General features: G+C 58.1%; 18 protein-coding genes. 1 reads left to right on the top strand and 17 read right to left on the bottom strand.

Annotation, left to right across the window (positions count from 1 at the left end):
• Positions 1–2: 2 nt before the first annotated feature.
• The 8 genes from VK574_RS13490 to VK574_RS13455 all read right to left on the bottom strand — a co-directional run bounded on the left by VK574_RS13490 (position 3) and on the right by VK574_RS13455 (position 8,738).
• Positions 3–749 carry a c-type cytochrome gene (locus VK574_RS13490; RefSeq protein ID WP_472800365.1) on the bottom strand — a complete coding sequence of 249 codons (747 nt, stop codon included), beginning with the start codon at positions 747–749 and terminating at the stop codon, positions 3–5.
• Positions 746–1,621 (bottom strand): hypothetical protein, encoded by an 876-nt coding sequence (locus VK574_RS13485; RefSeq protein WP_472800364.1) that lies wholly within the window; start codon positions 1,619–1,621, stop codon positions 746–748. The genes VK574_RS13490 and VK574_RS13485 overlap by 4 nt, the downstream gene beginning before the upstream one ends.
• Complete coding sequence (locus VK574_RS13480; RefSeq protein WP_472800363.1) at positions 1,618–2,214, bottom strand: cytochrome c oxidase subunit 3; 597 nt, start codon at positions 2,212–2,214, stop codon at positions 1,618–1,620. The genes VK574_RS13485 and VK574_RS13480 overlap by 4 nt, the downstream gene beginning before the upstream one ends.
• 8 nt (positions 2,215–2,222) lie before the next feature.
• Entirely contained in the window at positions 2,223–3,926 is a 1,704-nt protein-coding gene (gene ctaD / locus VK574_RS13475) for a cytochrome c oxidase subunit I (RefSeq protein WP_472800362.1), read from the bottom strand.
• 132 nt (positions 3,927–4,058) lie between these two features.
• The gene (gene coxB, locus VK574_RS13470; protein WP_472800361.1) at positions 4,059–5,189 is read right to left on the bottom strand and encodes a cytochrome c oxidase subunit II; all 1,131 of its coding nucleotides are present in this window, start codon (positions 5,187–5,189) and stop codon (positions 4,059–4,061) included.
• A gap of 502 nt (positions 5,190–5,691) precedes the next feature.
• Positions 5,692–5,979, bottom strand: coding sequence for a Dabb family protein (locus VK574_RS13465; protein WP_472800360.1), 288 nt, complete (start codon positions 5,977–5,979; stop codon positions 5,692–5,694).
• Between the two features lie 89 nt (positions 5,980–6,068).
• Entirely contained in the window at positions 6,069–7,505 is a 1,437-nt protein-coding gene (locus tag VK574_RS13460; RefSeq protein WP_472800359.1) for a phosphoglucomutase/phosphomannomutase family protein, read from the bottom strand.
• Between the two features lie 114 nt (positions 7,506–7,619).
• Complete coding sequence (locus VK574_RS13455) at positions 7,620–8,738, bottom strand: mannose-1-phosphate guanylyltransferase (protein ID WP_472800358.1); 1,119 nt, start codon at positions 8,736–8,738, stop codon at positions 7,620–7,622.
• Between the two features lie 229 nt (positions 8,739–8,967).
• Between VK574_RS13455 and VK574_RS13450 the strand changes: the two genes are divergently transcribed.
• Positions 8,968–9,912: a site-2 protease family protein gene (locus VK574_RS13450; RefSeq protein WP_472800357.1), complete on the top strand. Its 945-nt coding sequence runs from the start codon at positions 8,968–8,970 to the stop codon at positions 9,910–9,912.
• A 175-nt stretch (positions 9,913–10,087) separates the two neighbouring features.
• Here the strand turns inward: VK574_RS13450 and VK574_RS13445 are convergent, their stop codons facing one another.
• From VK574_RS13445 to recA, 9 genes are all read right to left on the bottom strand, one after another.
• The gene (locus VK574_RS13445) at positions 10,088–11,284 is read right to left on the bottom strand and encodes a pyridoxal phosphate-dependent aminotransferase (protein WP_472800356.1); all 1,197 of its coding nucleotides are present in this window, start codon (positions 11,282–11,284) and stop codon (positions 10,088–10,090) included.
• A gap of 65 nt (positions 11,285–11,349) precedes the next feature.
• Positions 11,350–11,973, bottom strand: coding sequence for a hypothetical protein (locus VK574_RS13440; RefSeq protein WP_472800355.1), 624 nt, complete (start codon positions 11,971–11,973; stop codon positions 11,350–11,352).
• Positions 11,974–12,155: 182 nt separating this feature from the next.
• On the bottom strand, positions 12,156–12,836 hold the full coding sequence (locus tag VK574_RS13435; protein WP_472800354.1) for a hypothetical protein: 681 nt from the start codon (positions 12,834–12,836) through the stop codon (positions 12,156–12,158).
• A gap of 38 nt (positions 12,837–12,874) precedes the next feature.
• Positions 12,875–13,363: a pantetheine-phosphate adenylyltransferase gene (gene coaD, locus VK574_RS13430; protein ID WP_472800353.1), complete on the bottom strand. Its 489-nt coding sequence runs from the start codon at positions 13,361–13,363 to the stop codon at positions 12,875–12,877.
• A gap of 167 nt (positions 13,364–13,530) precedes the next feature.
• Positions 13,531–15,381, bottom strand: coding sequence for a pyrroloquinoline quinone-dependent dehydrogenase (locus tag VK574_RS13425; protein WP_472800352.1), 1,851 nt, complete (start codon positions 15,379–15,381; stop codon positions 13,531–13,533).
• Between the two features lie 221 nt (positions 15,382–15,602).
• Complete coding sequence (locus tag VK574_RS13420; RefSeq protein ID WP_472800351.1) at positions 15,603–17,666, bottom strand: PP2C family protein-serine/threonine phosphatase; 2,064 nt, start codon at positions 17,664–17,666, stop codon at positions 15,603–15,605.
• 132 nt (positions 17,667–17,798) lie between these two features.
• Positions 17,799–18,227, bottom strand: a complete 429-nt coding sequence (locus tag VK574_RS13415) for a type II toxin-antitoxin system VapC family toxin (RefSeq protein ID WP_472800350.1) — start codon at positions 18,225–18,227, stop codon at positions 17,799–17,801.
• On the bottom strand, positions 18,224–18,670 hold the full coding sequence (locus VK574_RS13410) for a hypothetical protein (RefSeq protein ID WP_472800349.1): 447 nt from the start codon (positions 18,668–18,670) through the stop codon (positions 18,224–18,226). The genes VK574_RS13415 and VK574_RS13410 overlap by 4 nt, the downstream gene beginning before the upstream one ends.
• 104 nt (positions 18,671–18,774) lie before the next feature.
• Entirely contained in the window at positions 18,775–19,845 is a 1,071-nt protein-coding gene (gene recA, locus VK574_RS13405; RefSeq protein WP_472800402.1) for a recombinase RecA, read from the bottom strand.
• Between the last annotated feature and the right edge of the window lie 65 nt (positions 19,846–19,910).

Here is a 19,910-nt window from a genome sequence, read left to right as displayed (position 1 = left end):
TCTCAATGGTTCACAGGCGTAGCCGGCTTCTCCGCCGCATTCACATTCGGATAAGGCTGCCCGGGGTTCTGCGGTCTTTGCGCCATCAGCCACGCGCTCACATCCGTAACTTCATCGTCCGTCATGGCCCTTCCGGGAATATGCCCTCGCCAATCCGGTTCGCCGATATCCGGCCGTCCCGCAATCACTGTTGTACGCAGCATCTGTCCGTTGATCAGCGCAAGAAACGATCCATCCTGAATCGAACCAGCATTCCCCGGCTCCTGCGCCGATACTCCATGGCAACGCGCGCACGCAATCGCGTAGACAACCTTTCCCTTTGCCACATCGCCGGCATGGGTTGCTTTGTAAGGCGGTGGCGTTTCCCCGCCAAACACATTTTCCTTTCGCCAGCTTGCACGAATCCCCGCGACCAGCGCATCGATCTGCCTGTCGGTCAACTGCCCGCCGTTCTCCTGCGCAAACGCCGGCATTAGTGTTCTCTTCTCTCCCTTTGCAATCACATCGCGCATCGATGCATCGTCAATCAGCGCCTGGTACTCCGGATTCGCAAGATTCATCGCTCCGCCGTTCTGCCCATGCGCACCGTGACACCCCGCACAGTTCGCTCCATACAACATCTCAAACCCAAGCACCTCCTCCGGTCGCAGCACTTCGGGTCCAGCCTTCGGCTTCCCAGGCAGCTTACAACCCGCAAGCGCCAACAGCACCAGCGCGCCCCATCCCGCCAACGTATCCGCCGTCCTCATCGCTTCGGCTCTTCTCCACTGCGCTCCCGCATCAAGCCCGGCGACTCCACGCCCAGACGAATCGCCAACGGCACCTGCCGAAGCCGCTTGATCTTCCCCTGCTTCGTCACCACGTATCCAGCCACGAGACCAAAGATTACCTGCGCTGCCGCAAACGACCACCAATCGATGTGCTGATCCAAGAACGGATTTACGATCCCCAGCACGCTATGCAGCAGCCCCGTCCACGCCATTGGCGCAAGAATTCCGCCCAGTAGAATCGGATGCTTCGGCCATATCGGCAGGATCGCTCCGTACAGCAAACCCACCAGCAGCGTCGTCGCTCCCTGAATGATGTTCGCCGTCACAAACGCGCCCAAGCGAAAGTGGCTCATCTGCTCCATCGTCGGATTCACCCAGCCACCCACGCCCGCTCCGCCCAGCAGATTCACCACGTACCAGATACTGTGAAAGCGAATAATCCCGTAAATCTCCGCCGGGATCACCATCGCAATCCCGCCCGCAATCCCTCCGATAATTCCGCTTGAAATCGGAAACGTCTCCAATGGCAGTTGCGCGCGATGTGTCTCACCCACATCGATCCGCGCCACCTTCTCCCGCGACGGCACAATCACCACCGTCTCATCGGTGACCGCAATCTCCTCGTGCGCCTCATGCGGCAGCACCTCGCGAAACCATCCTATGATCGACACGACTGTCAAAATTCCACCCAGCACCGCAAGCCCCGCGCTCGTTACCAGCGAAGCAAATACCAGCGTCAGTCCCAGCGCCATCAGAAACGGCCACGCCGTCGGCGCTGGAAGATGAATCGATCGCGTGCGCAGCGCACCCGCCTCTTTCATCGAATCGTGCGACGTATGAGAGTCCGTCATTTCCCCACCACGTACACCACCGTGAATACCACCACCCACACTGCATCTACAAAATGCCAATAAAGCGCGAGCACCTTCACGCGTTCCGCATGTTCAGCGCGCAACTTCCCCGTAAGCGCGAATCCCATCGTCACCGTCATCATCAGCAGTCCAACCACCACGTGCGACGCATGCAAGCCCACCAGCGAATAGAAAGTCGTGCCAAACAGATTGGTGTGAACCGTCAGATGATCGTGAACGATCAGTTTGTACCACTCCATCCCGGTGTCCACCAGGAAGATCGCGCCAAGCAGAATCGTGACCATCCACCACAACCGGAATGCAAACATGCGCCCGTGTTCGATCGCCCGCTCCGCCAGCATGATGAATCCGCTGCTCGAAAGCAGGCATACCGTGCCGAAATACGGAATCTCCAAAACGTCCTTCGGAAACGGCCCGCTCACGTCGCGGCCCAGGTAATACAAATACGCCACCACAAAAATCGTGAAGATCGACGCTTCCGCCGTGATCAGACTCGCCATTGCCACAACGCCGCGCGAAGGCATTTTCCACTCGCCTTCATGCGTCACGTGTTCCAGCGGTACCGTCGCCATCGCTCTCCTCACTCAAATGCAGAATCCGGATCTTCCGGATGTTTCAAATCCCAAAGCGGCCGCCGGCTTGCCACCACCGGTTCCACCGGAAAGTTATAGGCTGGCGGAGGCGACGAAGTTGACCACTCCAGCGTCCACGCATCCCACGGATCCGGCCCTGCCTCCGCGCCACGAAAGTACGAATGCACCAGGTTATACACGAGAATCAGAACCGCAATGGCTTGGATGAAACCACCTACGGAAACAATCTGGTTCAGCAGCGTCCATCCGCGGTCCGGCTCATAGGTAAAAATCTGCCGCGGCATTCCGAGCAATCCAGGAATGTGCATCGTGTCGAACGTGACATGGAAGCCGATCACCATCAGCCAGAAGTGCCACTTGCCCAGCCGCTCATCCAGCATCCGCCCCGTCATTTTTGGGTACCAGTAGTAGATCGCCGCGAAAATCATGAAGACAATCGCACCCACCAGCACGTAGTGAAAGTGCGCCACCACAAAATAGGAGTTATGCGTCTGCCAGTTCCATGGCGATATCGAGAGCATGATCCCGGTAAGCCCTGCAATCACCCACTGGAACAAAAACGCAATCGAAAACAGCATCGGCGTGGCAAACCGGACTTTCCCGCCCCAGATCGTCGCCAGCCAATTGAATGTCTTGATCCCCGTCGGAATCGAAACCAGCATCGTCGACAGCGTGAAGAACGCATTTCCGAACGACGTCATCCCGATCGTGAACATGTGGTGCGCCCACACACTCAGGCTGATGAACGCAATGCCCACCGACGCCGCGACCATGGCCGGATAACCGAAAATAGCCTTCCGCGAAAATACCGGGATGATCTCATTCGCAAACGCGAACGCCGGCAGCACCAGCACGTACACCTCCGGATGTCCGAAGATCCAGAAGAAGTGCGCCCACAAAATCGCCGACCCGCCCGCCTGCGTATCGAAGAAATGCCCGCCCAGGTAGCGATCGATCAGCAGCATTGCCTGGCACGCAGTTAGCGGGCTCACCGCCACCAGAACAAGAAACGACACCGTCGCATAAAGCCACGGCAGCAGCGGCATGCGGAACAACGTCATCCCTTTGCACCGCATGCAAAACACGGTTGCAAGAAAATTGATCGCCGTGCCGATGCTTCCAATGCCGCTCGCCAGCAACGCCACCGCCCAGTAGTCCACCGTGTGTCCCGGTGAAAACGCGCGCTCCGTCAGAGGCGCATAGGCAAACCACGCCACATCCGGCGCCGATCCCGTCCCCGCTAGCCCAACGCCGCCGATAAAGCTGTAATAGAGGAGAAGGCCCGCAAACGCGCTGATCCAGAAGCTGAAGGCATTCAGCCGCGGAAAGGCCATGTCGCGCGCCCCGATCATCAGCGGCACAAGATAATTGCCGAAGCCAAACAGAATCGGCATGCCCACCAGGAACACCATCGTGGTGCCGTGCATCGTAAACAGCCGGTTGAAGGTGAATGGCGAGATGAAATCATTGTGAGGAAAGAAAAGCTGAACGCGAATCAACATCGCTTCAAATCCGGCCACCAGTAGGAACACCAGCGCGTAGCAGATGTACAGAATACCCAGCCGCTTGTGATCCACCGTCACAATCCAGCTGTGCACAAGCTCGAGGTACGTACCCGTCCTCGTCGAAGCAGGTGTTCGATCGATCCCCGCTTCAATCCCCTGTGCCGTTGGCAAACTCTCCGTGCCCATCTCCCTCTCCCTGAGTGCCGCTTTGCGCCGCCTCTTACTTTGCCGTATCAAAGTCCAGCTTTTGAAAGGACACTACTTTAGTCGTGCCGTAACGCCCGCAAAAATAAGCAGGCTTTAACCCCTGAGGGACGACTACTTCAACGTGAGCAAATACGCCGTGATTTGCTCGTTCTGCGTATCGGTTAAATGCATTGCAGGCATCAACGATCCCGGCTTGATCTGGTTTGGGTCCGTAATCCACCTCAGCAGTTGCTCCTGCGCATTCGGCGCGGCTCCCGCCGCAATCGTTGCGCGGCTCATCAAGTGCGTTAGATCAGGACCGTACCGCCCCGTCGCAACTGTTCCCGCCACCGTGTGACAACTGATGCAAGCCTGGTGCTCAAATACATACTGCCCAACCTCCTGCGAAATCTCCTCCGACTTCCCATGCCGCGCCAGCGACATATCTTCAACTGTCGCTGGCGAGTTTTGAACCGCCACTTGCGTTCCCGCATGCGCAACGTTCCTGGCGCCACGCGGATTCGCGCCACTTTCTTCACCCGTTCCCTGAGCCGTCAGCTCCGGCTCTCTCTTCTCCTGATTCGCAATCCACTCCTGAAACTGCTCGGGCGTATCCACGTAAACGCGCAGCAGCATCTTCGCGTGCTCCGCGCCGCAAAACTGCGCGCACTGTCCCACGTAGAGTCCCGGCTGTCCCGGATCGATCCACATCTCGTTCACGCGATTCGGCAACAGGTCAGTTTTGCCTGCAAGCTGCGGCACCCAGAAGCTGTGAATCACGTCCGCCGACGTCAGCTTCAGAAAAGTCGGCCGATCTGCCGCCGTCGCGCTCACCGGCACGTGCAGTTCATTCGCCGTCACCACGTTGTACTTTGGATAGCGAAACTCCCACCAGAATTGGTGTCCCACCACCGTCACGTCCAGGGCCGACGCCGGCTTCGGCGCATCCTGCACACTGAACAAGACCCGCGCCGTCGTCAGAAATAGCACCACAATAATCAGGATGGGAATAATCGTCCACGAGAGCTCGATCTGCACGCTGCCAAAAACCTGTGCGGGCTCCGACATATCGCCTTTGCGCCCCCTGAAGCGAACCAGCGCGTACGTCAACAGCCCGCTCATCGCCAGGAAGATCAAACCCGTGATCGTGAGTACGAATACAGAGACGTTGCTCACTTCGCTTGCCGGCGTACTGGCATGCGAAAACGTCGACGTAGAGGGAGCGCCCCAGGCAATCACACTCGCAGCAACTGGCGTCGCCAATGCCAAACACCATCGACAGATGAGGGCTATCGATCTCACTCGAATACGCAGACCTTGTCGGGTTCCAAGCTGCTGAATGAAACGCTATACCGCACGCACCGACGCGTGAAGTTGCCGTTATTCTCGGTGAACAGCGCATCGAACAATGCGCGCTCGATGCATTTGCCAGGTTTCTTGCGGGACCTCAACGGTGCAGGGGCTCACCGAAGAAGCTAATCATAGCACGCAGCCTCTGAGTCGAATCTCGCTTCGCCGAGCCTGCCGGCGCGCCATTCACGAACTTTTTAGGATCGATAGTTGTGCTGACTCGCTCTGTGCGTCGCAGGTTTCTGAAACCTTGATATGACGATTACCCGCCTCCTCCATATCCGGCTCCGTCCACAACAGAATCCTCTGCGGCAACGTCATTGGCGCCACAATGTTCTTACGCGTTGGAATGAGAGGTAGAAAAAGGCAGGACACTGGACAAGCGAGAAAAGCGTTCAAAGAGTTTGTCAAAAACTCAGGATTCGAAGTCCAGTTCCACCGGATCGATCAGCGGCACAAGCCACTCTAGCAGCGCAAGATGGGCGGGGTGAATAGCATAGGCATCGCATGCCGCACGGTCGGTGAATTTCATCAGCCCCGCAAATGTGTACCCCTGTCCTCGCGGTGACAGATTTTTTCCCACAAACACTTCAATCAAGCCAGGAATCTGCCCCTGAAATGCGAGAATCTCCCGCTCCGCACGTTCTTTTTCGGCGTCTGTCGCTCGCTCTTTCCACCGAAATCCAAAGATATGAATGAACACCGCAATACCCTTTAGTAGTTTGAGGAAGCTCTTATCCGCGTATAGCGTAGTTCGCTCTGAACTACGAACTCAGAATTCGAACTCTGGCTTCAGCTCTCCATCGCAAAGGCACGCCCGCTTTTGAGCAGCGTCGCCACAGCTTCCTTCGACGTCGACTCCGTATAAATCCGCATCAGCGGTTCCGTCCCGCTGGCCCGAAACAGGATCCACGTCTCCGCCGCATTCGGCTTCGTCTTCGCTTCGGGATTGTCGAGGTAGAACTTCACGCCGTCCAATGTCTCCTGCCGCAAGATCGGCATGCCCGCTATCGATGCATCGCCAACCTGCAGCACATGCGCCCGCGCAATCGCCGCGTTCTTCAGGTAATCGGGAATATGCAGATCAATGCGCCCGTACTGGTGCTCGCCATACTCGGCCTGCAAATCGGCGACAAGCTGTCCCAGCGTCTTCTTCTCTTCCGCCATCACGTTCGCCAGCAGCAGCGCATTCAACAGCCCATCGCGCTCCGGCAAGTGCCGTTGAAATCCGATGCCGCCCGACTCCTCGCCGCCCATCACGATCTCGCGCTCCAGCATCAGGTCGCAGACGTACTTGAATCCGATGCCGTGTTCGATCAGTTCGCGACCGTACTTCTTGCAAATCCGGTCCAGCATCTTCGTAGTGTTGAACGCCCGCGTCACGGCACCCGGCCAGCCCTTGCGTCGCAACACCCAGCTCAGCAGCACCGAGAAAATCTTGTGCGGATCGACAAAATTTCCGTGCTCATCTGTCGCGCCAATGCGGTCCGCATCGCCGTCCGTGCAAAGGCCTGCATCGCACTTGTACGCCACCGCAGCTTCGCCCAGCGCGCGAATATGCGGCTCAATCGGCTCCGGATTGATCCCTGGAAACAGCGGATCAACGTTCCCGCGAATCTGTACGTGATCCACGCCGATCCGCGTAAAGATGTCCGACAGAATCGTCAGCCCCGCGCCGTACATCGAGTCGATTGCAAACTTCATCCCCGACTTCGCAATCAGGTCGAGATCCGCGAAGCTTTCGATCGCCTTCAAATACGGCGGCAGAAAATCCACTTCCTCAATCGCCGCGGCAAGTGCAGCCTGTGGCGCCGGTTTTTCGAGATAGGACTCGATAGCCGCAATGATCGACGGCTTGCCGGATCCGCCGTACCACGCCTTGTACTTTACGCCGTTCCACTCCGCCGGATTGTGCGACGACGTGATCATGATGCCGCCCGCCGCGCCCCGGCCGCGCACGCCAAAGCTCAGCGCCGGCGTAGGCGTAATGTCATTGGCCATTGCTACGCGGATTCCCGTCGCAGCCACAACTTCCGCGCAAGCCCGCGCAAAAGCCTTCGACCCGAAGCGCGTGTCATAGCCGATGCACAGGCCCTTCGCAGGATCTTCCTGTGCGTGAATATAGGCAGCAACCGCCGCAGCCGCAGTGCGCACGTTAGCAAACGTATAGTCGTCGGCAATGACGCCGCGCCAGCCGTCGGTTCCAAACTTGATTTGTGGATGGGGCATACGAAACTGACTCTTCCTCGGATAAATGTAGACTGGCGAACGGGTCAAAGTCTGCTCTGAACAGGGATGCACCCGCATGCCCAGGGGTCACGCACAAACAATGCTGAATCAATTTCAGATCAGCTCGTCACGCCCCGACAGCCCCAGTTCCTTCACCACCTTGCCCACGTCCTGCGAATGATCGCGATGCACAATCAGCAGCGCATCGTCGGTATCCACAATGACAAGGTTTTCAACGCCAACCAGCGCAACAAACTTCTTAGGGCTGTAGACGTAATTGTTGCCTGCTTCGATCGTCAAGTGTCCATCGGACTCGGCAACATTCCCGTCGCCGTCGCCGCGCAGCCGCGTCTCCATCTGGTACTCGTAAAGCGAGGCCCACGAGCCCAGATCGTTCCACGCAAACTCCGCCGGCACGCAGAAAAGATGCGATGCGTGCTCGCCCTTCGCAGACCGCGGTTCCAGCACCGCATAGTCGACCGAAATATTTTCGCACTTTGGATAAAGCTCGCGAAACACCTCGTCAAACTCCGGAGCCCCGAAGCGCGCAGCAATCTTTTCAAGCAGCGGAGCCATCTCCGGCAGATGTTCCCGCACCGCATTCGCCAGCGTCTTCGCCGACCACAGAAACATGCCCGAATTCCAGTAGTAGTTCCCTGAGGCCACAAACTCCTGCGCGCGGTTCAGGTTCGGCTTCTCAGTAAAACGGCGAACCCGCAGCTCACCGCCATCAGACGCCTCTTCACCCGTCTCAATGTAGCCATAACCCGTTTCCGGCCGCGTTGGCTCAATACCCAGCACGACGATATTGTCGCCCGTGGCTGCCAGCGCAATCCCCTTCTGCAGCGCCTTCAGAAATCGCGGCTCGTCCGCGATCACATGGTCCGACGGAAACACCCCCAGCACCGCGGCAGGATTCTCCCGCTCGATCAGGAATGCCGCCAGCCCGCACGCCGGAGCCGTGTTCCGTGCGACAGGCTCCTCGATAATTTGGTGTCGCGGAACGCCCGTAAGCTGGTCGGCGATCTCCTGCGCCAGAAATTCATTGGTGATAACCCACGTCTTCTCCGCCGCAGCCAGTGGCTTCAGCCGCTCCACCGTTTGCTGAATCATCGAGCGCTCACCATCGAGCGCCAGCACTTGCTTGGCCCGGGCGCGCCGGGAGCGGGGCCAGAATCGGGTTCCGCTGCCACCGGCGAGTATAACTGGACGAAAATCAATAGACTTCGGCATGGAAAACACATCCTACCCGACAGAAGCTAGGTTTGCACAGTGATGGTCGATACTTTTTAGGTCTATAGAGCGGGCATGCGCCACGGCTCAACTGCGTAAAAAAAGGTTAGCATCTTCGGCCATCGACATCTCCCACCATTCGAGCCGCTCTAACTCTCATCGGGACCTCAATTTCGCGCGAATTCAGCCCCGACCGCCGGCAACCGGCAACTTCGGGTAAGCTAGCTGCATGTTCCGCGCCAGCCAAGGCTCAATCCACCTATTCCGCATCAAGGGAATCGACGTCTACCTGCACTGGTCATGGTTCCTAGTCGCCTTGTATGAAATCCAGGCACGGAAGGGCCAATACAGCTCCGTCGTCTGGAATGCCTTCGAATACCTGGCGCTCTTCATGATCGTCCTGTTGCACGAGCTTGGTCATGCTCTTGCCTGCCGCTCCGTCGGTGGAACCGCGGATAAAATCATGCTCTGGCCGCTCGGCGGCGTCGCCTATGTCAATCCCCCGCAGCGCCCCGGCGCAACCCTGTGGAGCATCGCCGCAGGACCTCTTGTGAACGTTGCGCTGGCTGTTCCCCTGGCCATCGCATGGAAAGCCGTCGATGCGCTCAATTGGCGGGAATCGAATCCAGATGCTTACCAGCTGATTTTTGCGATCCTCTTCACAAACATCGTTCTGTTGGTTTTCAACATTCTCCCCATCTACCCCCTCGACGGCGGCCAGATTCTTCGCTCCCTGCTCTGGTTTCCTCTCGGCCGCGCGCGCAGCTTGTTGATCGCTTCGTTTCTGGGCTTCTTCGGAGTCGCCGGGCTCATCGTGCTCGCATTCCTTGAAAAGTCCATTTGGACCGGCCTCATCGCCGCCTACGCAGGCCTCAATTGCTGGAACGGCTTCAAGACCGCACGCGCCTTGCGCAAGCTTGAAAAGATTCCCCGCCGCCAGGGGTTCGCCTGTCCCAGCTGCCGGACCGCGCCGCCCATCGGCCCCTTCTGGCGTTGCAACAAGTGTCAGGCCCAGTTCGACACCTTCCAGACCGGCGGCGTCTGTCCGCAATGCTCGGCCCGCTTCGAGAAAACAACCTGCCTGGACTGTCGTCAGTCCAGCGCAATAGCCGATTGGCAGGTAGGCCACGTCGCCGGCGTCGGCATCATCAGCAGCGAAGTCCCCGCGAATTAGCAGTTCCGCGACTCCGATGGGTGGCCCAGGTCCGGGGTCCCCACGAACGGGTCTATGTTCGTGGGGTGGAGATCTCGTTTCTGATACCTGGGAGGGATGCCGATGAGTCTGTTTGCCTTTCACAAATAGGAAGGCCCGGGCTCACCCGGGCCTTCTCTTCATCAGCAGTGAAACCCTACCCCAGATTCCCCAGGAACTCGCCCATCCGCCGCGTGCCCTCGTCGATATTCTGCTTGGTCACCGGGTATGAAATGCGAATATGCTCAGCCGTCCCGAACGCCTCGCCCGGCACCGTCACCACATGCGCCTCGTGCAGCAGCCGCGTCGCCAGCTCTGTCGCCGACTTGACGCCGCCCTTCCCAATGAATGCTCCGATATTCGGATACACATAGAACGCGCCCTCTGGCCTGGTGCACGTCACGCCCGGAATCTCAGCCAGCTTCGCCAGCATGTAGTCCCGCAACTCGATAAATTCCGCCCGGAAACTCGACACGCACTCCTGCGAACCCGCCAGCGCCGCAATGGCCGCTTTCTGCACCATACTGGCTGCGTTCGACGTCGACTGCGACTGCAGCTTGCTCAGGTTGGCCGCCAATGGCTTTGCTGCCAGCGCATATCCCGCGCGCCACCCCGTCATCGAGTAGGTCTTCGACAACGACCCGAGAATGACGATGTGCTCCTTCGCCCACGTATACGAACCGCCCGAAACCGGCTTGCCCGCATAGTTCAGATACACATAGCACTCGTCCAGCAGCAGGAAAATCCCGCGCTCATGCGCCAGGTGCACAATCCGCTCCAGGTCCTCCGCCGACATCACCGACCCCGCCGGATTCGACGGCGAATTCAGAATGATCGCCTTCGTTCGCGGCGTAATTGCCTTCTCGATCGCGTCCGCCGTGATGCGGAAATTCTCCTGCTCGCTCGTCTCGAGAAACACGACCTTGCCGCCCGCGTACTGAATGATGTCCTTGAAGCTCACCCAGTACGGTACCGGCAGAATCACTTCATCGCCGTGATCCACCAGCACCTGGATCGTGTTGAACAGCGCCAGCTTTCCTCCCGTGGTAAACACGGCCTCGTCGATTGAATAGTCCGACCCGAAATCGCACGCGTGCCGCTCCACAATCGCCTTCCGCACGTCCGGAATCCCCGGCACCACGGTATAGCGCGTGAAATTGGCCTCGATCGCCGCAATCGCCGCGTCCTTAATGTGTCGCGGAGTAGCAAAATGCGGCTCTCCGGCGCCAAAATCCACAAGGTTCGCACCTTGGGCGCGCAGTTTCGCAGCCTCGGCGCCCACCGCCATGGTTGCAGAAACCTCAATCCGGCCAATACGGTCAGCAAATACTTTCGCAGCAGCAGCAACGGTCATAATGCTTCTATCTTTACAGATTTTGCGCTGAGCAGCAAAACCGATTGCGTTGAATTCGCGCGGAATCACGGCTTGGCAGCTTGTTGTTTCTCCGCTTCGGCAATCAACTTCTTGAATACATCGACGGCAGGAACGCCCGGCGAAGACAGCGCGTCCTTGGTCCTGTACCGCCAAACTGCCGGGGCGTCGAGCGCGTTGTCACGTTTCCCGCGATACACCGCAAACATATCCTGCGCCGACCCAACCTCAATCTGTGGATGGGGATCCTGCGGTTGGGCATTCGTCGGATCGCCGGCTTGCGGTGCAGTTCCCCGATGTCCCCCAATCACGCCCCCTGAGTCTGTGGGATCGAAGATAACCGGGCGATTGTTGTTGGGGACGCCGCCAATTGTCGGTTCAACGATTTTCCCGTTTCCTTTGCGAACCGAAATGATCAAATCGGCCGAGGAAACGTCGGTCGCGAGGCTGAAACGGCCCCAGTTCATCAGCGCCTTCTCCACGTCCTCCTGGGCCGTGCGGTTGGCATTGGGAGTACCCATCGCCATTCCAGCGTCGGGATCGATAACGACAAGCACGGTCCTCGCCTCCAGAATGTCCGCTGGCAGTATGATCTTCTTCTTATCCTTGCCGGCCGCAACCAGGCAGCACATCAACAGTGCTGAAAACGCAAACCTCCCGTGATACCGCATAAGGCGCCTCCCAAGATGGAAGCCAGTCTAGTCTAGGGAGACCTTTTGCGGCAAAATCGTTTGCCATGATGCTGTCTCGTGACACGATCGCTTCCCGCACTGCCGCGCCCGCACCGTTTTCGAGCCCATTTGTTCGGAGTCCTTAGTCCCTAGTCCCTAGTCCTAGCCCCTGGCCCCTGTCTTTACTCCGGCTCCCTCTTCGTCAATTCCACCAGCCGCTTCATCAGCCCGAATGCCGCCGACAAAATCGGCCCCCCCATCGCGTCCAGGCTCAACGCCTCCACCGGTCCCTGTCCCAAATGGATTCCGCTCGGCGTCAGCAGGTTGATGCGCGCGGTGCCATTCTTCGGCTCCGGCGGTCTGGCCTGCGCCCACGGACCGATCGCCTGCGCGACCAGCATCCCGGCCTGGAGCAATTCGTCAATCAACCCATCCAGCGAATCATCACGCCGCTCCCACAGCACCCCGGCTCCGCTGTAATTGAAGTAGCGCGCGCGGTGATCCCGATAGGCCGCCACCAGATCGAGGCCCTTCGGCATCCCGATCTCCACCACCACACCCAGGACTTCCTTTTCCCGCCCCTGCGGCGGCTTGTCGCCCAGTTCCCGCAGCGTGTGACAAGCCTGGAGAAAAACCCGCGTCTCAATATCGGGCATCTTCAGGATCCCGCGAACCGCATCCCTCGCAGCCTGTTCATCACCCGTGTCTTTCAGGTCCCGCGCCCGCTGAAACGAGGCCCACGGTTCCGTCAGAGCCACCTTCGGATGCGCCCGGACAAGCTCAACCAGCGGAACATCTCCGAAGAGCGTATTCCGAATCTCGCGGTGAATCGACGAGGGATTAAGTGCGACAAAGTCCGACAAACTGAACCTCCTGCGCCCGAACGCGCAGCCAGCAAGATTCAGCCTGCGCTGCTGATACGGCTGCGCAGGCGCTTGAGAACGTTGGGGGGAACCAGCCCGGCAACTTCCCCGCCGAAACTGAATACTTCCTTGAGCATGCGCGAACTCACAAACGAATAACGCCCCGCCGGCTGCAGAAAAACAGTCTCGATCTCTGGCGCCAGGCGCCGGTTCATCAGCGCCATTTGAAATTCATGTTCGTAATCGGAAATTGCGCGAATCCCCCTCAACACCGCGGTTGCGCCAAGCTGCCGCGCAAAATCGACCATCAACCCGTCAAACGTTGCCACGCTCACATTGCCCAGCGCCGCCGTCGACTCGCGCAGCATCTCCACGCGCTCTTCGACGGTAAACAGGGGATTCTTAACCGGGTTCTTCAGGATAGCGACGGTCAGATGCTCAAACAGTTTTGAACCACGCTGGATCAGATCGATGTGCCCGTTCGTCGGAGGATCGAACGTGCCGGGATAGAGGGCTTTCACGCTCATCGAGTCTGCTCCGGTTTGATTCTACGGCATTTCCGGTTCATCAATCACAAAGGGGGTTAGCGACAAAGATGCGCACGTGCAGTAAGTCAATTCCTTGTCAGCATGCAGCAAACCGGCGCAAGTACACCTCGATGAGCCGCAAGCGTTATGCGCCGTCTGCGTCGATTCTACGGAAGAGAAAAAGCCATGACATAGTCGCCTTGCTTGGAGCCCAATTTGCCGTGGCCTCCCGCGCAAATGAGCAGATACTGCTTGCCCTTCCACAAATAGGTCATGGGCGTTGCATTGCCTGAAGCAGGCAATTGGTAGCTCCACAATTCCTTTCCGGTCTCCGTGTCGAACGCGCGCAGGTGAGGGTCAATGGTGGCGGAGGTAAACACCAAGCCACCGGCAGTCACGATCGGACCTCCCAGGTTAATCGAGCCCGTCGTTTGCCCCGGCACCAGGGTGCCCAGCGAAACATTCCACGTAATCTTGCCGGTGAATAAATCGACCGCAGCTGTTGTTCCCCATGGCGGACGGTTACACGGGGTACCACTGGGCGAAAACAGAAATGAGCGATAGAGGCCATACGGGGAGGGCTCCTGGTCACCGAACTCTCCGTAAATGCGGTTGTCCTGATTCTTATGTACTTCAGCGTCATATTCCGCACGCGGAATCAGTTTGACCCACGCGATCAGGCGATTCGTGTTGACGACCATGACATGGTGCTGCGGGTCATACGCGGCACTCCCCCAGTTCACGCCTCCGACGTTTCCGGGAGCCTGCACCGTGCCATGTAAACTCGGCGGCGTGAAAATTCCTTCGTTCCGCAAAGCGCCGATCTTGTCGCGACACCACTTCTCATCCTCCGGCCTCGGTCCCCACGCTTCCGAAGCTTCAAATCGTTCAGGCACCAGTGAAATCGCCGAAAACGGTTGGGTCGGCGAACTTTCCTCACCGACAATATCGGATGCAGGCACCGGGCGTTCTTCAATTGGCAGAAGTGGCGTGCCAGTCAGGCGGTTGAGCACAAATACGTGGCCCATCTTGGTGTTGATCACGACTGCGGGCGTTCCATCTTTCCAATCGATCAAGGTGGGCTGGGCGGCGACATCGTAGTCCCACAGATCGTGATGCACAACCTGAAATCCCCAGACAAATTTGCCGGTCGACGCGCGTAGCGCCACCACCGAGTTGGCCCATTTGTCGTCGCCTTTTCGGATGCCGCCGAAATAATCAGGCGCCGCGCTTCCTGTAGGCACAAACACCAGGTCGTGCGCAGCATCCACTGAAAAGACCGCCCAGGCATTACCCGCTCCTGTTCGCGGCTTGGTGTCCTTTGCCCAGGGGATGGGGTCCCAGGTCCAGCGGAGTTTACCCGAGCGAGCATCGAATGCGCGGACAATGCCGCGGCCGGTATCCACCCGCCAGTTGTCGGCAATCGAAGATCCCACGATCACCAGATCTTTGTAGATCGCCGGCGGAGAGGTCACCTGGTAACCGCCTGTCCACTCCGTCTGCGTGGCCGCGTCTTGATTCAGATCCACCGTGCCGTTCGTGCCGAAATCAGTACAAGGCTTGCCCGTTTGACCATCCAATGCAATCAGGCGGGCATCCAATGTGCCGATGAAAACGCTTAAACTGCATGGCGCGCCGCTTTTCCTGCGTGGGTCTTGCCATGCCGAAACCCCGCGCGAACTCACCTCTGAAAAATTCTGATCGAGATTCACGCCAGGGTCATATTCCCAAAGCTTCGCTCCGGTCCCAGGCTCAATTGCGATCACGTGGTCGTACGGCGTACTCAGCAGAAGCTTCCCACCGACCAGAATGGGCGTCGATTCGAACGCGGCCTTCCGCTTCAGCTTGGTCGGCATGTCATTTGCGCCAGTGCGGTAGCTCCACGCTACCTTCAGACTGTTCACGTTGCTTCGATTGATCTGCGACTCAGCCGAGTAGCGGGTACCGCCGGGATCTGCTCCATAGGTTGGCCAACCGCTTTGCCCAGCAATCTGAATGGGCGCGCGCGCCCACGACATTGCGGAGACTGTGGATACAAAAATTATGGAAGTAGCCCAGGCGATGTCTTTCCTCATGCCCGCTACGATAGCGGGAGACACGCAAGGCAGGCAACGACGCGGGACAGCAGACTGCCGGATCGTGAATCTTTTCGAACTGCCGACGCATTTTGCAGCCAGCGCTAACCATCGGAGTAGCTCAGCGTTTTCAGACCGGTCGCAGCCGTAGATCTGACACCCGCTTACTTGCTGTACGCGAGTTCTTCGCTGCTGGGCTGCGCCGTCTTTGAAGACAGGTAAAGCGAGACAACCGTGATGTCGTCCGTCTGGCCGAAGTGCTGCGCTGTTTGCGCAATGTACCGCGCCGATTCGTTGCTCACCTGCTGCGTCCGCTCGAAGCCGAACAGTTCGCCTTCCCCGTTGGTCGCCTCCACCACGCCATCCGAAAGAAACACAAGCCGGTCGCCGCGCTTCAATTGAAATGTCGCCTGCTCGTACTCCGCGTCCGCAATCACTCCAAGCGGCAGGCTCCCCGCTAGCGAAATCTCCCGCCCATCGCGATAGGGATTCAGGTGTCCGGCATTGGCAATCGTCGTGGTTCCGTCGGGATAGACACGCGCGCACAGGCAGGTCGCAAAGCACGGCGCACAATCCAACTCCTTCACCGCGGTTCCCGGCGAAGAGACGGCCCCGATCAGCACATGATTCAGATGATTCAGCACCGTCGCCGGATCATGCGACAGCTCATTCCGCAGCGCGCCCACCAGCGTGCTCGAGTTCATCGCCGCTTGCAGCCCTTTTCCGCTCACGTCCCCCACCACAATCAGCAGCGAATCATCTTTCAGCGGCAGCACCTGGAAAAAATCTCCGCCTACCCCGTTCACCGGCAGATACGCGCTCTCCAGCATGAAGTTGCGATTCGACGGCAACTGCGTCGGAATCAGCAAAGCCTGTACGCTCCGGGCCGCTGAAATCTCCGCGGCCGAGCGCTGCTCCTCCTGGCTGATCCGCACAAAGCGATACAGGATTACCGCGATCAGGCTCCCCAGAAAGATCGTGTAGGCTATTGTTCCAATTCCGAATTCAATTGGCCCAAAGTAGAAGCGATGAGAAGCGAACTGGTCGGGCAGCCAATGCCGGCTCGCCGCAAAATCGAGGACAGTGTTCGCAGAGTCGGCTGTTGCCGCCAGAAAGAACGGAAGCAGCATAACCCCGGCCTCGCTCTTCCCCGCTCGCCACGCTTGGAACAACAAAACCACCACCAGCCCGCAGAAGAGAACCTCCGAGGCAACCGACAGGATTTGATAAACGAGTGTCAGGTGGATGAAGGAAACGAAAGGAACCAGGACCACGCCAATCTGTACGCCACGAACAACCCTGCGCGACTTCGTGCCCGTAAAATGGAGGACAAACTCCAGCGTGACGGCCATGAAGATGCGACCGCTAAACATGGTGAGAATGCGGTAAACCGACAGCGGCATGATCGCCAGCCCGAAGGCCGAATCAGCCGCTCCACCCGCAGCTACCGACAGGCACAACAGCGCAAGCCACAGGTACTCCGGGTGATGCCGCTGCGCCATGTAGAGAAATCCACCCAGCACCGCCACACAGACAAAAAGAAACGCAACGACCAGGTCGGAGATGACCCCCTCATTCCACTGCCGCCCGATCGCCATCGCGTGGCGCTCCGCCATATCGTTCGCCGCGCCCAGTTCAACCCTGCGCAAAAGCCCGTGGGAGACAGGCGTATCCGGCCCCGCCCAGGTGCGAATCGCAATCACCGTGGGCCCCGAGGCCGAAGGATTGAGTTGCGCCACAAACGGCGGAGACTGGTACTCGGATGGCGACTCCGTCATGCCCTTGGTATGGCCCGCTTCCATGCCATTCACAAACACATCAAGTTGGCCAACCGAATTGCTTGAAACCACCAGCGAAAGCGGTTCGCTCGAAGCAAGATTGCCGAACTGGGCAATTTGCTGTGGCTGAATCTTCAGCCGGTACCACCCATATCCGCTGTAAGTATCGATTCCTTGCTCAGCAAGCGAGGAGCTAAGGCTCACGGTTGGCCAGCTGGAATCGTCAAATCCCGGCTCGGCCCACCGCAGATCGTCGCCAGCCTGGAAGCGCCACTGGCCATCAAGAATGGTGACCCCGCGAACTCCGCTGGCCGCCCCGCTTCCCGCAGCATTGCCCGGAGATGCAGAAGGCTGCGCCAATACCGGCAACGCGCAGAAGCAAACGGCCGCGAACCCGCAGAGAATAATCTGCGCAAATTGTTTCGCGACCGTTTCCCGGATGGTCTTCATTTGAACCTTCAGTTTAGAGCAAGCAACCGAGCGCGCCGTCATCAAGGCTGTACGAACTTCTTCCGTCCCGTGTTCCACGCGGCACTGCATCCCGCACCGGTTTGTGCCTGAGTGCAAGTCGTTCTAAGAAGACTAAAACAAATTTGTATTCAATCCGGTAATAAAGTGAATCCCCGAAATTGCAAGTTTGTGGAGCTTCAAGTCATGCGTAATGAAAAGATCCACGCCTGACTCAGCTGCGCAAGCCAGGTGAATTGCATCGGCAGGAGTCACGTTGGTGGTCTCGCGAATCACACTATAGCGGTCTGAGGTTCCAACGACAAAGGGCAATAGTTCCACTTTGCCGCTCGATACGAAAAACTGTCGGATTTGATCGACAACGTTCTGTGCTCCCACCTTTCGTGGTCCCGCCAAAACTTCCCCCAGCGTGAAGATGCTTGTTACCAGCTGATCTCTTCGGCGCGTCATTTCTTCGTGGATTGCCTTGACGCGCGGCGCATACGTTGGATTGCCTTCAATCAGATAGATAAAGAGCATTGAGTCCCAGTAAATGCGGCTCATGCACTCTTACCGGAATGGGGATATCCTTCTGCAGGGAATCTAAGTTCATCTCTTTCGCGCTTCAAATACTCTTCGCCCCCGCCAAGCTGCTTGAATACTTCAGCACCGATACCGTACAGATCCATCAAGCCAGGCCCTTTCGGAATGTTCGAAATCCTCGACGCTGACTCCCGTGACGATGGCAGAATGCGATACACGAATTCAACCGTTGTGCTTGGCCCTCCAGAAGCTGGCCCCCCGCTCTTCTCGATCAGTTCCAAACCGGCTTCATTCTGAAAAGGACGCGATGACAAGGTCGAGAAAACAGAAGGCGCCCGGTTTGTCCAACCGAGCTCCTTTTGAACATTCCCCACTCGAATGCGAAGCAGTTCCTCGCCCTTCTGCCGAGCGGGTTCGACATATCGAGCGATCACGTGCCTTTTTGTCATCTCGGTTATTGTCATTTAATCTCCATACATACATTCATACATTAACACTCATTCATTGTTGGGTCGAAAGAAAGGCGGCCAACACTTCGGCCGCCCTCTCAGACTTCGATTTCGCAGCTCTATCCCCGTCGGACCCGAACCGCTTCCTTTGCCTCGGCATGGCCAGCCGCCGGAACCTCAGGCACCTCCGCCTTGGGTGCGCCGATGTTCAGCGCCTTCCGCACTTCGGCGTCCATTTTGGCAAAGATATCCTTGTTCTCTTTGAGGAAGTTGCGCGTATTCTCGCGTCCCTGCCCGATGCGCTCGCCAGAATAGCTGTACCACGCACCCGACTTCTCCACGATGTTGTTGGCCACCGCTAGGTCAAGCACATCGCCTTCGCGGCTGATGCCCTCGCCATAAAGAATGTCAAACTCGGCCTCGCGGAATGGAGCGGCAACCTTGTTCTTCACAATCTTCACTTTGGTCCGATTGCCCGTAACCACGTCGCCTTCCTTGATGGCGGCTATGCGGCGAATATCGATTCGCACCGACGAGTAAAACTTCAGCGCGCGTCCGCCCGTCGTCGTCTCCGGATTACCGAACATCACGCCGATCTTCTCGCGAATCTGGTTGATGAAAATCAGAGATGTGCGCGACTTCGAGACCGTGCCCGTCAGCTTCCTCAGCGCCTGCGACATCAACCGCGCCTGCAAACCCATGTGCGACTCGCCCATTTCACCGTCGAGTTCTGCCTTAGGCACCAGCGCAGCCACCGAGTCCACCACCAACACGTCAATGGCCCCCGAGCGCACCAGCGCTTCCGTGATCTCCAGCGCCTGCTCGCCCGAGTCCGGCTGCGAAACCAGCAGATTGTCCACATCGACGCCAAGCTTCTTGGCATACCCAGGATCCAGCGCATGCTCGGCATCCACAAAGGCCGCCAGCCCGCCGTTCCTCTGTGCTTCTGCGATGATCTGGAGTGTAATCGTCGTTTTGCCCGATGACTCAGGCCCGAAAACCTCGATTACTCTTCCCCGCGGTACGCCACCCACACCCAGCGCCGCGTCAAAACTGATCGATCCGGTTGAGATGACAGAGATCGGAACCAGGGCCTCCCGCGATCCAAGACGCACAATGGACCCTTTTCCAAACTGCTTTTCGATCTGCGAAAGGGCCAATTCGACCGCTTTTGCGCGCTCATCGGCAATAGGCATTAGATATTTCTCCTCTAGAAATGCTCGCTTGGCGCGACTTGTTGGGAACGACAGAAAAC

This window comes from Occallatibacter sp. (genome assembly GCF_035317045.1).
GTDB lineage: Bacteria > Acidobacteriota > Terriglobia > Terriglobales > Acidobacteriaceae > Telmatobacter.
The sequence above is the reverse complement of the archived record's forward strand: the minus strand, read 5'-3'. Positions and strand labels throughout refer to the sequence as shown.

Excerpts from the sequence above, each read along its gene's own strand:
- VK574_RS13490 (WP_472800365.1), bottom strand. The coding sequence starts at position 749 with ATGAGGACGGCGGATACGTTGGCGGGATGGGGCGCGCTGGTGCTGTTG.
- VK574_RS13485 (WP_472800364.1), bottom strand. The coding sequence starts at position 1,621 with ATGACGGACTCTCATACGTCGCACGATTCGATGAAAGAGGCGGGTGCG.
- VK574_RS13480 (WP_472800363.1), bottom strand. The coding sequence starts at position 2,214 with ATGGCGACGGTACCGCTGGAACACGTGACGCATGAAGGCGAGTGGAAA.
- ctaD (WP_472800362.1), bottom strand. The coding sequence starts at position 3,926 with ATGGGCACGGAGAGTTTGCCAACGGCACAGGGGATTGAAGCGGGGATC.
- VK574_RS13460 (WP_472800359.1), bottom strand. The coding sequence starts at position 7,505 with ATGCCCCATCCACAAATCAAGTTTGGAACCGACGGCTGGCGCGGCGTC.
- VK574_RS13455 (WP_472800358.1), bottom strand. The coding sequence starts at position 8,738 with ATGCCGAAGTCTATTGATTTTCGTCCAGTTATACTCGCCGGTGGCAGC.
- VK574_RS13450 (WP_472800357.1), top strand. The coding sequence starts at position 8,968 with ATGTTCCGCGCCAGCCAAGGCTCAATCCACCTATTCCGCATCAAGGGA.
- VK574_RS13445 (WP_472800356.1), bottom strand. The coding sequence starts at position 11,284 with ATGACCGTTGCTGCTGCTGCGAAAGTATTTGCTGACCGTATTGGCCGG.
- VK574_RS13440 (WP_472800355.1), bottom strand. The coding sequence starts at position 11,973 with ATGCGGTATCACGGGAGGTTTGCGTTTTCAGCACTGTTGATGTGCTGC.
- coaD (WP_472800353.1), bottom strand. The coding sequence starts at position 13,363 with ATGAGCGTGAAAGCCCTCTATCCCGGCACGTTCGATCCTCCGACGAAC.
- VK574_RS13425 (WP_472800352.1), bottom strand. The coding sequence starts at position 15,381 with ATGTCGTGGGCGCGCGCGCCCATTCAGATTGCTGGGCAAAGCGGTTGG.
- VK574_RS13420 (WP_472800351.1), bottom strand. The coding sequence starts at position 17,666 with ATGAAGACCATCCGGGAAACGGTCGCGAAACAATTTGCGCAGATTATT.
- VK574_RS13415 (WP_472800350.1), bottom strand. The coding sequence starts at position 18,227 with ATGAGCCGCATTTACTGGGACTCAATGCTCTTTATCTATCTGATTGAA.
- VK574_RS13410 (WP_472800349.1), bottom strand. The coding sequence starts at position 18,670 with ATGACAATAACCGAGATGACAAAAAGGCACGTGATCGCTCGATATGTC.